Raw genomic sequence first — 13,129 nt, forward strand, 5'->3', positions numbered from 1 at the left:
CGTTCCCCGGGATTGCGCCATCCGCAGGACACCGTGAGCAGCCGTCCCGGTGCGGCGGCGCGCCGCCAGGCACCATCACCCCCAACTGCCCCCACACCAACACCACCCCAAGCCGCTGGGTCCGCAGCCCCCCCCACCCCGCCCCCGACCCACCCACCGAACCGACCGCGCTACACCCGCCCCCACCGACCCGAAACGGGCCGCCGCAGGCACTCAGGGGCGCGGGGAACTGCGCAAAACCCCCGCCCCCACCGACCCGCACCCGACAACCGCCCAACCGCCCAACCGCCGGAGGCAAAAGCAATGCCGGCGCAGCTCCCCAGCTGCGCCGGCATCATTTGCCGTCCGCCATACCCCCGTCCCCACGGGGTTCATGGGTGGATGTCCCCGCCCGGACCGCTCTTCCGGGCCTGGGGTCGCCGCTCAGCGCCCCAGCATCACGCCCACGGACGACGCCTGTGCGGCCACCGTCTCCCAGCCGTCGAAGACGACCAGGAGCAGTGCGGCCAGAGGGAGGGCCATGAGCGTCGCCACCAGTGGGTGGCGACGGCCCGTGCGGCGGGGTCGGGTGCGCAGGTGCGTCAGCGGTGCCGTGTGGGCCATGGTCCCTCTCCTGAACCGTTCTCCGTTGTGGTTGGCAGCGGCGGGCGTCTGACCTCGGGGGACGAGTGCTGCACCCGCCGCTTGACCTCAAATCTAGGCGCGTGGAGGGCATCGCACGTCATGCCCTCGTACCGATTGACGGGCCTCCCGGAGGATGAGCCATGACCTGCGGCGTACTCCCCTGGGTGGAGACGCGGGCCTACGTCTCGGGGTCTTCCCGGAGGGGCTGCCCACTTCGCGCCGGTATTTCCGAGCCGTCCTCGCGGGGGACGGGCTGTTCGACCAGGGCGAGGACCCGGTTCGCCGTGAAGCGGGCGGTACGGACGACAGCGCCGTTTCGGGTGACTTCGCTCACTTCCACCACCCCTCGGCGCACCGCCGTCTCCACCCGGCGGCCCGCTCTGCTCGCCACCACCTCGTACGTCCGCGTCGTGTCGCCGGCGTCGACGACTATCTCCACTCGATCACCCTTCACGGGTTCAATCCCCCTTCTGTGACAGGTGGTTGGGGCCACAGGGGCGACAACGCGCCCTTGTTCGCAGACCCCCTGAGCACCTCTCAAGTGTCCCATCCGGCACTGACAATCGATCGGAGCGAGAGGGCGCGGCCTCTGCGCGCGGACGGCCGTGGAAACGTAAGCTGTGCCACGTCACACGGACCGGGCAGCGGGGATGAACATGGCGATGATGCGCCTGAGGCGCGAGGACCCGCGCGTCGTCGGCTCGTTCAAGCTTCACCGACGACTCGGCGCGGGCGGGATGGGCGTCGTCTACCTGGGCTCCGACAAGAAGGGGCAGCGAGTCGCGCTGAAGGTCATCCGGCCGGACCTCGCGGAGGACCAGGAGTTCCGGTCGCGGTTCGCGCGGGAGGTGTCGGCGGCGCGGCGGATCCGGGGCGGGTGCACGGCCCGGCTGGTCGCGGCGGATCTGGACGCCGACCGGCCGTGGTTCGCCACGCAGTACGTGCCCGGCCCCTCCCTCCATGACAAGGTCAACGACGAGGGGCCGCTCGGGGCCGCCGAACTCGCGGCGATCGGGGCCTCGCTGTCGGAGGGCCTCGTCGCGGTCCACGAGGCCGGGGTCGTGCACCGGGACCTGAAGCCCTCGAACATCCTGCTCTCCCCCAAGGGTCCGCGGATCATCGACTTCGGCATCGCCTGGGCGACGGGCGCCTCGACGCTGACGCACGTCGGCACCGCGGTCGGCTCCCCCGGCTTCCTCGCGCCCGAGCAGGTGCGGGGCGCGATGGTCACGCCGGCGACCGACGTGTTCTCGCTGGGCGCCACCCTCGCGTACGCCTCGACCGCCGACTCCCCTTTCGGGCACGGCAGTTCCGAGGTGATGCTGTACCGGGTGGTGCACGAGGAGCCCCATCTGAACGGCGTTCCCGACGCCCTGGCCCCGCTGATCCGCGCCTGTCTCGCCAAGGACCCCGAGGAGCGGCCGAGCACGCTGGACCTCTCCCTGCGGCTGAAGGAGATCGCGGCGCGGGAGGCGCAGGGCATGGCCGACGCACGGCCCCCGGCGCCCCGGGCCGCCGAGGCCGACCGGCCGACGGGACGGCTGACGGACAGCAGCTATCCGGACCGTGCGGGACGGCAGCCGGGCACCCCCGCGCCGCGGGGCGGGGCCCCGTCCTCGCGCGGTCCGGTGCCGTCACGCGGGGGGACGCCGTCGCGCGGGGGGACGTCCTCGCGCGGCGGGAGCGGTTCGCGCGGCGGCGTCTCGCACTCGCGGCCGGGCGCCCGCCCCACCCCCGCTCCCCGGAACACGCCGGCGAAGCGCAACGGCAGGCCCGGCAGCGGCAGTCGGCCCGCGCCGCGCAGCGGCCGGCCCGGGCCGAGAACCACGGGGACCGGACGGCGGCCCGCCAACCCCCGGTTGCTGCGGCAGCGGTTGTTCGTGTTCGTCGTCGTGACGCTGCTGGTGGCTCTCGGCATCGCCCTCGTGCAGGGCTGCCAGGGATCGGCCCGAGGACTCGGCGGCGGCAGCTCCCGGACCGAGCAGACGCAGACGCAGACGCAGACGCAGAGGCACACGCACCAGCTGCCGACGGGCGCCGAGGCCCCCGAGGCCGGCTAGCGCGCCGAGGACGGCTCGTAGACCGGCTCGCGAGAGCGGGCGAAGACGAAGACCGGAGCTCTACCCGAGCGGTCGGCCCGTGGCCACCGCGTAGAAGGCGACCGCCGCCGCCGCGCCCACGTTGAGGGAGTCGACTCCGTGGGACATGGGGATGCGGACCCATTCGTCGGCGGCGACCAGGGCCTGGGTGGACAGGCCGTCGCCCTCCGCGCCGAGCATGAGGGCGACGCGGTCCATGGTGTGCGGCGCCGCCTCGTCGAGGCTGCGGGCCTTCTCGTCCGGGGTGAGGGCGAGCAGGGTGAAGCCGGCCTCGCGGACCGAGTCCAGGCCCTTGGGCCAGGTGTCGAGACGGGCGTACGGCACGGAGAACACCGCACCCATGGACACCTTCACGCTGCGGCGGTAGAGCGGGTCGGCGCAGTCCGGGGAGAGCAGCACCGCGTCCATGCCGAGGGCCGCCGCCGACCGGAAGATGGCGCCGATGTTGGTGTGGTCGTTCACCGATTCCATGATCACGACCCGGCGGGCGGTCCGCAGCAGTTCGGCCGCCGTGGGCAGCGGCTTGCGCTGCATGGAGGCGAGCGCGCCGCGGTGGACGTGGTAGCCGGTGACGCGCTCGGCGAGTTCGGGGCTGACGGCGTAGACGGGTGCGGGGAGTTCGTTGATGACGTCGCGCATGACGTCGACCCACTTGGCGGAGAGCAGCATCGAGCGCATCTCGTAGCCGGCTTCCTTGGCCCGTCTGATGACCTTCTCGCCCTCGGCGATGAACAGGCCCTCGGCCGGCTCGCGCCGGCGGCGCAGTTCGACGTCGGTCAGGCCGGTGTAGTCGCGCAGGCGCGGGTCGGCGGGGTCCTCGACGGTGATGAGATCGGCCACAGGGGTGATACTGCCTTGTCCTGGGTGTGGTGCCAACGGCTCGGCACAGGTTCTGTTACCCGGGGTTACGCCCGGGTGGCGTCCGGCTCCGGGTTACGCCCGGGTGGCGTCCGGCTGCGGGCCGACGGCGACGACCGGGCCGATCACGATGACGGCCGGCGGCTTCACGTCCTCGGCGCGGACCCGTTCGGCGACGGTCGCGAGGGTCGCGTCGACGCGGCGCTGGGCCGCCGTGGTGCCCTCCTGGACGAGGGCGACGGGGGTGTCGGCCGGCTTGCCGTGGGCGACGAGTGCCTCGGCGATCTTCCCGATCTTGTCGACGCCCATGAGGATCACGAGCGTGCCGGTCAGCTTGGCGAGGGAGGCCCAGTCGACGAGGGAGCGCTCGTCGTCGGGGGCGACATGGCCGCTGACGACGGTGAACTCGTGGGCGACGCCGCGGTGGGTGACCGGGATGCCGGCCGCGCCGGGCACCGAGATGGAGCTGGAGATGCCGGGGACGACCGTGCAGGGGATGCCCGCCTCGGCGAGCGCCTGGAGCTCCTCCATGCCACGGCCGAAGACGTAGGGGTCGCCGCCCTTGAGCCGTACGACCGCCTTGCCCTGCTTGGCGTGCTCGATCAGCGCGTTGTTGATCGCCTCCTGCGCCATGAAGCGGCCGTAGGGGATCTTCGCCGCGTCGATCACCTCGACGTGGGAGGGGAGTTCGGCGAGGAGGTCGCGCGGGCCCAGGCGGTCGGCGATGACGACGTCCGCCTCGGCGAGGAGGCGACGGCCGCGGACGGTGATCAGGTCCGGGTCTCCGGGGCCGCCGCCGACGAGGGAGACGCCCGGGGTGCGGGTGCGGTGGTGGGGGGCGACCAGGGTGCCGTCGTGCAGGCCCTCGACGATCGCGTCGCGGATGGCCGCGGTGCGGCGCGGGTCGCGGTCGCGCGCGTCCGTGGTGAGGACGGCGACGGTGACGCCCGCGCTGTGGCCGGTGGCCGGGGTCCAGGCGGTCGCCGCGTCGGCGTCGTCGGAGCGCACGCACCACACGCGGTGCGCCTCCCCCTCGGCGGAGGCCTGGGTGTTGGCCTGCGGATCGCTGGTGGCGATCAGGGCGTACCAGGCGTCGGTGAGGTCGCCTTCGGCGTAGCGGCGGCGGTGCCAGGTGAGCTCGCCCGCGTCCGCCATGGCTTCGACGGAGGGGGTGGCGGACGGTGAGACGAGGTGGATGTCCGCGCCGGCCGCGATGAGGGCGGGGAGGCGGCGCTGGGCCACCTGGCCGCCGCCGAGGACGACGACCCTGCGGCCGGCGAGGCGGAGGCCTACGGGGTAGGCGGGGTTTTCGGCCATGAGGTGCGGCTCCTCGAACAGGCGGTTGTTCAGTGGGCGCACTGCGGCTTCGGAGCGGCCCTGACGTGCGGATTTTAAGCGCACGTCCGGAGGGTGGGCGGGGGCGGGTGGGGTGTTTCTCCCCCTGTCCCGCCCCTGACCGGGGCCCGGGCTCTGCCCCCGGGCCCCGGTGGGTGGACTACTTCTCGGTCACCCCTGCCGAGTCGAACGTCGCCACCTCGTGCATCGCCCGGGCCGTGCTCTGCACCAGCGGGAGTGCGAGGAGGGCGCCGGTGCCCTCGCCGAGGCGGAGGTCGAGGTCGACCAGGGGGCGCAGGCCCAGCTTGTTGAGGGCGGCGACATGCCCCGGTTCGGCGCTGCGGTGGCCGGCGATGCAGGCCGCGAGGACCTCGGGGGCGATGGCCCGGGCGACCAGGGCGGCGGCCCCGGCGCTGACGCCGTCCAGGATCACCGGCGTGCGCAGGGAGGCGCCGCCCAGCAGGAGGCCGACCATCGCCGCGTGCTCGAAGCCGCCGATCGCCGCGAGGACGCCGACGGGGTCCGCGGGGTCCGGCTGGTGGAGTTCCAGGGCACGGCGGACGACCTCGGTCTTGCGGGCGAGGGTCTCGTCGTTGATGCCGGTGCCGCGACCGGTGACCTCCGCCGGGTCGGCGCCGGTGAAGACGGAGATGAGCGCGGCGGACGCGGTGGTGTTGGCGATGCCCATCTCACCCGTGAGCAGCGCCTTGTTGCCGGCCGCGACCAGATCCCGGGCCGTCTCGATGCCCACCTCGATGGCCTGCTTGGCCTCCTCGCGGGTCATCGCGGGGCCGGTGGTCATGTCGGAGGTGCCCGCGCGGATCTTGCGGGGCAGCAGACCCGGCGTGGCGGGCAGGTCGGTCGCCACGCCGACGTCCACGACGCACACCTCGGCGCCCACCTGGCTCGCGAAGGCGTTGCAGACCGCGCCGCCGCCGAGGAAGTTGGCGACCATCTGGGCCGTCACCTCCTGCGGCCAGGGGGTGACGCCCTGCGCGTGCACACCGTGGTCGCCGGCGAAGATCGCGACGGCCGCGGGCTCGGGGATGGGCGGCGGGCACTGGCGGGACAGACCGGACAGCTGGGCGGAGATGATCTCCAGCATGCCGAGCGCGCCGGCCGGCTTGGTCATCCGCTTCTGCCGCTCCCACGCCTCGCCGAGCGCCTTGGCGTCCAGCGGGCGGACGCTGGCGACGGTCTCCGCGAGCAGGTCGTGCGGGTCCGCGCCGGGCAGCGCGCGACGGCCGTACGTCTCCTCGTGGACGACCCACGACAGCGGGCGGCGCTTGGCCCAGCCGGCCTGCATCAGCTCGGGCTCCTCCGGGAACTCGTCGACGTATCCCACGCACAGGTACGCGACGACTTCCAGGTGTTCGGGCAGGTCCAGCGCGCGGACCATCTCGCGCTCGTCGAAGAAGCTGACCCAGCCGACGCCGAGGCCCTCGGCGCGGGCGGCGAGCCAGAGGTTCTCCACCGCGAGCGCGGAGGAGTACGGGGCCATCTGGGGCTGGGTGTGACGGCCCAGGGTGTGCCGGCCGCCGCGGGTGGGGTCGGCGGTGACGACGATGTTCACCGGGGTGTCGAGGATGGCCTCGATCTTCAGTTCCTTGAACTGCTTCGCCCGGCCCTTGGGCAGCGACTTCGCGTACGCCTCACGCTGACGCTGCGCCAGTTCGTGCATGGCCCGGCGGGTTTCGGCGGAGCGGATGACGACGAAGTCCCAGGGCTGCGAGTGCCCGACGGACGGCGCGGTGTGCGCGGCCTCCAGGACGCGCAGCAGCACCTCGTGCGGGATGGGGTCGCTGCGGAAGCCGTTGCGGATGTCACGGCGTTCGCGGATGACCTTCAGCACGGCCTCGCGCTCGGCGTCCGCGTACGCGGGCGCGGGGGGGCCGACGGGCCGACGGGGAGCTTCGACGGCCTCGGCCTCAGCGCCCTCGTGCTCCCGCTCGCTCGGCTCGGCCTGCTCGTTCGCTTCGGCCTGCCCGTTCGCCTCGGCCGGCGCGTTCTCTTCGGCCGGCGCGTGGAGCGCGTGCGGCTCCTGCGACTCGGTCAGCTCGTCGTGGTCGGCGGCCATGGTGTCCAGGTCGTCCGGGTTCTGTGCGACGTTCGGGTCGGGCTGCTCTTGGTCCATCTGAGGCTCCGCTTCCGGAGTGGCCGGGGCGGGGGCGGCCTCGGCCGCGCGGGGGGCGGGGACCATCACTGCGGGGGGCTCGGCGACGGGGTGGGGCGTCTGCTCCACCAGCGGCTCCGGTACGTGGGGGGTGTCGGCCTCGGCTTCGGCCTCGGCGGACGTGAAGTCGTCCTGGGGCTGGGCCGGTTGGGGCTCCACATCGTCCACGGCGTGAGACGCCTGGTCCGCGATCTGGTCGGCGGGGGCAGGCGTCGGCTCCGGGTGCTCCGCACCCTCCGGGACCTCGGGGTGCTCGGGGTGCGCCGGCTCCGCTGCCGCGACGGGCTTCGGGTAGAGCGTGTCGAGCGCCGAAGGCGCTGCGACAGGGGCCTCGGTCTGCGCCTCGACGACCGCTTCGGGTACGGGAGGGACCGCTTCCGGGGCGGGTACGACCGCTTCCTGCTCAGGTACGACCGGTTCGGCAGCGGGCTCGACCGCCTCGGGCTGCTCGGAAACGACGACCGGCTCGGCTTCCTGAACTTCCTGGACGACCTCGGGAACCTGGGCCGGCTCGGGCGCGGGCTCCGAGGCCTGCGGCGCGGGCTCGGCGGGAGCCGCCGGGGCGTCGGACGCCTGGGGCGCTTCGGGGGCCGGCATGTCAGGCGTCCGACCTGCCTCCGGTGCGGCGACGACGGGCTCGGGGGCGCTTTCGGCGGCAGGCGCGGAAGCCTCCTCGACGGCCTCCGCCGCAGGCGTGTCGACGACCGCCTCGGGCTCCTCGGCCGCCGGGGCGGCCGGGACCGCCGGAACCTCGACGGCTTCCGGAGCCTCGGGAGCGACCGCGACGTCCGCCTCGGGGGCCGCAGCGGCCTCCACAACTGCGGCCGCCACCGGCTCGACCTCCTGGGCCGCCTCCGCCTCGGAGACGGGCTCCTCCACGGGCGCGCTCGCGGATGCCTCGACGGCCTCCGCGGCAGCCGCGTCGGCCACGTCCACCGTCGGCACCGCCGCGACCTCGCCCTCCGGCGCGGGCTGGGCAACGGGCACGGACTCGCGCTCGGCAACGGGCACGGACTCGGGCTCGGGCTCGGGCTCGGCAACGGGCTCGGGCTCCGACACCGCCTCCGGAGCGGCCTCCGACGCCGGCACCTCGACGGGAGCCGACGCGGGAACCGGGACCGAGACGGCCGCGGTGACCTCCGCGCCGCCGGACTCCGCCCCGGCCGGGACCTGCACGTCTTCCGTGGCACCGGTCGCGGCGACACCGGCGTGCACCGGATCGGCCTCCTGCGGAGCACCCGCGGGCACGGTCTGCTCGGCGGTCTGCCCGGCCTCCGCCTCCTGCGGAGCGCCCGTCGCCGCGCTCGCCTCCGTGGCCACCCGGGCCACGACCGCCTGGGCCACGCCCACCGGTCCGGCCTGCGCGGGAGGGGCGGCCGCCTCGGCGGGGGCCGCCCCGGAAGCGACCGGCGCCTGGGCGACGGCCTGTGCCGCGACCTGCGCGCCCCACGGCGCCGCGCCCTGCGGGGGCGTCGCGTGCTGGGGGGCGGCGTCGAGGTACTCGGGGCCGGGCGCGGGCGCGGCCGGCTGGCGTACGGGTGCGCCGGCGGGGCCGCGGTCGGCCAGGGAGCGGACCGGGCCGGCGAAGGCGTCGGGGATGGGCGGGCCGAGGTGCAGGGGGCGACGCGGCGCGGCCGGGGCGGGCGTCGGGCCCGGGAGGCGGACGGCGCCGAGGTCGACCGAGCCGGTGTCGCGGCCGGACATCTCGTGCGGGCCGGGCTCGTGCACGGTCTCGACCACCGGCTCGGGCGCGGGCGGCGCGACCTCGTTGCCCCATGCGCTCTGGGCGCCCGGCAGCAGCAACAGGTCTTCGTCCTCGGCGGTGGTCTCGGAGAGGTAGGCGTACGCGCCGGACGTGGAGACGCCCGGCTGCTCTGCCGTGTCTGCGCTCTCCGGCAGTCCCTCGCCCGGGACCTGGCCGGTGTCGGTCATGCGTACCCCTCGCCCATCGGTTAGTGCTCCTACGACCAGCTCACCCGGAACGGCGCACCGACCGCCCCGCAGTGAAGAACGAGCGTCCACGCCCAGCGGCACGAACGACCCGCCCGAAAAAGACGACAAAGCCATTCAGTGGCATTGTCGCGGCCGTCGTCGCCTCGCGACAGCTTGATCCGAGACGCTCCGCTGTGGACTGCGCCACGTTGCGCGCCCACGGGTTTCGACGTACCACGCCCGCCCAAAACGGATGGGTTTTCCGGACATTGACCGACGAAAGGCCGGGCGACCGGATGCGGTACGACGATCGGCCAGCCTACCGCGCGCGGTACGACAACCGGATCACCGGGAGGGCAAAACGGTCTACGCGGGACGCTCGGGCCACACACCGCTGAGCAGGAACGCGACGCTCCGTTCCCTCTCCGTCCAGGCCCGGGTGTCGAGTTCGAGGGACTGGAGGAGGGCGCACTCGACGCGGTAGCCGTGTTCGGTGAGGTCCCGGCCGATGAGTTCGGCGGCGTCGCGGGTCATGGCGTGGGTGACGATGCGCTGCGGGCGGCGGTCGGCGACCGCGGAGACGACGGCCGCTCCCCCGCCGCCGAGGCGGACGACGTCCGGCTCGGGCAGGTTCTCCAGGACGTGCGGGGCGGCGCCGCGGACGATCTGGAGCTGTACACCGAAGCGGCGGGCGGTGGCGTCGGTGCGGGCGCACGCCTCGAGCGCCCGGTCCACGGCGATCACGGCGGCGCCGGCCCGCGCGGCCTCGGTGGCGAAGGCGCCGCTGCCGCAGCCGATGTCCCAGACGAGGTCGCCCACGCGCGGGCCGAGCCGGGACAGTTGGGCGGTGCGCAGGAGTTCCGTCTCCCCTTCGCCGAGTTCGCCGCCGTACGCCTCGGCGGGCAGCGCCCAGCCGCGTGGGCCCGCGTCGGGGGCGCGGCCGGTGATCCAGCCGCTGTCGGCCTGGGGCGCCGCGGCCGCCGTCCCCCCGATGACGATGACGACGTTGGGGTCGCGCCAGGTGTGGTCGGCGGCCTTGTCGGAGGTGACGACGCTGATGTGCTCGCGGTCGGTGCCGAGTTCCTCGCAGACGACGAAGGTGCGGTGGACGCCCTCCAGCAGCAGGCCGAGTTCGGCGGGGCCGGCGCCGGGTGAGGTGAGTACGGCGACTTTGGTGTGGGCGCGGCATACATTCACAGCGCGTCGCAGCGTGCGCCGGTGTGCGACGACCACTTGGGCGTCGTCCCAGGGCATGCCGGCGCGGGCGAAGGCGGCGGCGACGGAGGAGACGGCGGGGACGACCTCGACCTCCAGGCCGAACTCGGGTGCGCGCAGGGTGCGGACGACGCCGAAGAAGCCGGGGTCGCCGTCGGCGATGACGACGGCGGTGCCGCGGTGGCCGGCGATGCGGCGGGCGGCGAGGGCGACGCTGCCGAGGCGCAGGCGCTCGGCGGCGGGAGGCACTTCCGGCAGCGCCAGATGGTGCGCGGCGCCTGCCACCAGCGTGGCGGCGCTCAGGGCGGAGCGGGCCGCGGCGGTCAGCGGCGAACCGTCCCAGCCGATCACCGTGACGCGGTCGGCCATCGTCCTCAGTCTCCCGGGGTTTGCGCAGGCAGCGGTCCCGTGAGGGTACCTGGTCGCGCGGGGCCGGGCGGGGCGGCGGCGGGCCCGTGATCAGGGTGGATCGGTTCCGGCCAACGACGCAGGACCGGTTCCGGCCGGGAGCCGGGGATCAGTTCCAGTCGGTGTACGAGGTGAAGCCGCCGCTCTCCGCGAACTGCTCGCCCGAGCCTTCGAGGTCCTCCGGGAGCAGGCTCCACACGATGAAGTCGGTGCGCACCTCGGTCCAGGAGCCCTCCTCGGTGCGGGCCCGGGCTATGCAGGCGTTGCGCAGGACGCCCTCGCTGATACAGCCGATCTTCTGCGCGACCTGCTGGGAGGCGGTGTTGTCGGCGGCCGTGCGCAGCTCGATGCGCTCGAACCGCTGGTCGGTGAACAGCCATTGGGCGGTGGCGAGCGACGCCTCGGAGGCGTAGCCCTCGCCGCGGGCCCAGGGGGCGACGATGTACGACAGTTCGGTGGCGCGCACGTGCCAGTTGGTCTTGGTGAGCTGGATGATGCCGACGAGCCGCTGGGTGAGGAACTCGGTGACGGCGAGGTCGAGGCCGCGGCCGGCGGTGCGCTCGGCGGGGGCGTACCGGGTGATCCAGGTGCGGGCCGCGGTCTCGGTGAAGGGCTGGGGGACGTCGGTCCAGGCGACTATCTGCTCGTCGTTCATCATCGCGGCCATGGACGGGACGTCGTCCTCGTCGAGGGGGCGCAGCACCAACCGCTCCGTGCTGATGGAGATGGAGGGGAAGGTGCTCGTCATGGGTCGCTCCGTAACCTTCGAGACCGTCGGGGTCCGACCTGCCTGACCGTCAGACCCGCTGAACTGCCCAGCATGCAGCATGAAAGCACCCTGTCGCACCACGGGGTCCGCACCGGGCGAACGGTGCGGACCCCGAAGGCGTGTGCGAGTCAGAAGGAGGCGACGACGGAGCCGGCGTACTTGTCCGCGATGAACTTCTTGACCTCGGGGGAGGTGAGGAGCTTCGCGAGCTTCTGGACGCGCGGGTCGTCCTCGTTGCCCTTCTTCACGGCGAGGAAGTTGCCGTACGGGTTGTTCTCGGCCTTCTCCAGGGCGAGGGCCTGCTGGGCGGGCTTGAGGCCGGCGGAGAGGGCGTAGTTGCCGTTGACGACGGCGGCGTCCACGTCGTTCAGGGAGCGCGGGGTCTGGGCCGCCTCCAGCTCCTTGAACTTGAGGTTCTTGGGGTTCTTGGCGATGTCGGCGGGGGTGGCCGAGTTGTCGGCGCCGTCCTTGAGGGTGATCAGGCCGTTCGCGGCGAGCAGCTTCAGCGCCCGGGCCTCGTTGACGGTGTCGTTGGGGACGGCCACGGTGGCGCCGCTCTTGAGGTCGCCGAGGCTCTTGGCCTTGTTGGAGTAGAGGCCGAGCGGCTCCAGGTGGACCGTGACGACGGGCACGATGTCGGTGCCGTTCTTCTTGTTGAAGTCGTCGAGGTACGGCTTGTTCTGGAAGTAGTTGGCGTCCACCGAGCCGTCGGCGGTCGCGGGGTTCTGCGTGGTGTAGTCGCTGAACTCCTTGACCTCCAGGTCGAGGCCCGCCTTCTTCGCGAGGTGGTCCTTGACGTAGGTGAGGATCTCGCCGTGCGGGACCGGGCTCGCGGCGACGATCAGCGGGCCGCTGGTGTCGTTGGCGGCGTTGCCGGAGCCGCAGGCGGAGAGCCCGAGGGTGAGGGCTCCGGTGACGAGGGCGGCGGTGGTGAACTTGGCGGTGTTACGCACGAAAAGTGCCTTTCCTGAGGATGGTGCGACCCCGTGATGGGTGGTACGGGGAGTCATGGGGGGGGTTGTTCAGGCGACCTTGCCGACGTCGGCCGTGGCCGGCTCCTTGGCCTTCAGCAGGCGGAGCTTCGGGGCGGGTCCGGAGCGGCCGCCGCGCCGGTGCAGTGAGCGGGCCGCGAAGTCGCCGGCGAACTGGATGAGCGAGATGACGACGGCGAGGATCGCGACGGTGATCCACATCAGGTCGGTCTCGAAGCGCTGGTAGCCGTAGCGGATGGCGATGTCGCCGAGGCCGCCGGCGCCGACGGTGCCGGCCATCGCGGAGTAGCCGATGAGGGCGACGATCGTGGTGGTGGTGCCGGCGATCAGCGAGGGCAGGGACTCGGGCACGAGCACCTTGCGCACGATGGTCCAGGTGTTGCCGCCCATGGACTGCACGGCCTCGACGAGTCCGCCGTCCACTTCGCGGACAGCCGTCTCGACGAGCCGGGCGAAGAACGGGATGGCGCCGACGGCGAGGGGCACGATGGCGGCCTCGCGGCCGATGGTCGTCCCGGTGACGGACCGGGTGAAGCCCATCAGCGCGACCATGAGGATGATGAACGGCATCGAGCGGGCGACGTTCACGACCTGCCCGATCACCTTGTTGGCGACGACGTTCTGGAGCAGGCCGCCGCGGTCGGTCAGGACCAGCAGGACACCGAGCGGGAGGCCGCCGACGACCGCGATGAGGGTGGACCAGCCCACCATGTAGAGGGTGTCA

General features: G+C 73.5%; 10 protein-coding genes. 1 reads left to right on the plus strand and 9 read right to left on the minus strand.

What is annotated here, in order from left to right:
* Positions 1-423: 423 nt before the first annotated feature.
* Both ACFYXA_RS33940 and ACFYXA_RS33945 read right to left on the minus strand, forming a co-directional pair.
* Positions 424-603: a hypothetical protein gene (locus tag ACFYXA_RS33940; RefSeq protein ID WP_389040239.1), complete on the minus strand. Its 180-nt coding sequence runs from the start codon at positions 601-603 to the stop codon at positions 424-426.
* 199 nt (positions 604-802) lie between these two features.
* Positions 803-1,078: a hypothetical protein gene (locus tag ACFYXA_RS33945; protein ID WP_389040242.1), complete on the minus strand. Its 276-nt coding sequence runs from the start codon at positions 1,076-1,078 to the stop codon at positions 803-805.
* Positions 1,079-1,274: 196 nt separating this feature from the next.
* On the opposite strand from ACFYXA_RS33945, the gene ACFYXA_RS33950 reads away from it, so the two are divergent.
* Positions 1,275-2,684, plus strand: coding sequence for a protein kinase (locus tag ACFYXA_RS33950; protein ID WP_389040427.1), 1,410 nt, complete (start codon positions 1,275-1,277; stop codon positions 2,682-2,684).
* Between the two features lie 60 nt (positions 2,685-2,744).
* Here ACFYXA_RS33950 and ACFYXA_RS33955 read toward each other — a convergent pair whose 3' ends face one another.
* From ACFYXA_RS33955 to ACFYXA_RS33985, 7 genes are all read right to left on the minus strand, one after another.
* A complete protein-coding gene (locus ACFYXA_RS33955; RefSeq protein WP_389040245.1) occupies positions 2,745-3,563 on the minus strand; it encodes a TrmH family RNA methyltransferase in 819 nt (272 codons plus the stop codon).
* A gap of 93 nt (positions 3,564-3,656) precedes the next feature.
* On the minus strand, positions 3,657-4,898 hold the full coding sequence (gene cobA / locus ACFYXA_RS33960; protein ID WP_352250729.1) for a uroporphyrinogen-III C-methyltransferase: 1,242 nt from the start codon (positions 4,896-4,898) through the stop codon (positions 3,657-3,659).
* Between the two features lie 178 nt (positions 4,899-5,076).
* Positions 5,077-9,021, minus strand: coding sequence for a nicotinate-nucleotide--dimethylbenzimidazole phosphoribosyltransferase (gene cobT, locus ACFYXA_RS33965; protein ID WP_389040250.1), 3,945 nt, complete (start codon positions 9,019-9,021; stop codon positions 5,077-5,079).
* Between the two features lie 366 nt (positions 9,022-9,387).
* Complete coding sequence (cbiE, locus tag ACFYXA_RS33970; protein ID WP_389040253.1) at positions 9,388-10,605, minus strand: precorrin-6y C5,15-methyltransferase (decarboxylating) subunit CbiE; 1,218 nt, start codon at positions 10,603-10,605, stop codon at positions 9,388-9,390.
* Between the two features lie 148 nt (positions 10,606-10,753).
* The gene (locus tag ACFYXA_RS33975) at positions 10,754-11,392 is read right to left on the minus strand and encodes a GNAT family N-acetyltransferase (protein ID WP_165430495.1); all 639 of its coding nucleotides are present in this window, start codon (positions 11,390-11,392) and stop codon (positions 10,754-10,756) included.
* Between the two features lie 149 nt (positions 11,393-11,541).
* Positions 11,542-12,366 (minus strand): MetQ/NlpA family ABC transporter substrate-binding protein, encoded by an 825-nt coding sequence (locus ACFYXA_RS33980; protein ID WP_352250723.1) that lies wholly within the window; start codon positions 12,364-12,366, stop codon positions 11,542-11,544.
* Positions 12,367-12,435: 69 nt separating this feature from the next.
* Complete coding sequence (locus ACFYXA_RS33985; RefSeq protein ID WP_389040430.1) at positions 12,436-13,116, minus strand: methionine ABC transporter permease; 681 nt, start codon at positions 13,114-13,116, stop codon at positions 12,436-12,438.
* Between the last annotated feature and the right edge of the window lie 13 nt (positions 13,117-13,129).

The organism is Streptomyces sp. NPDC002566 (genome assembly GCF_042889585.1).
Lineage (GTDB): Bacteria > Actinomycetota > Actinomycetes > Streptomycetales > Streptomycetaceae > Streptomyces.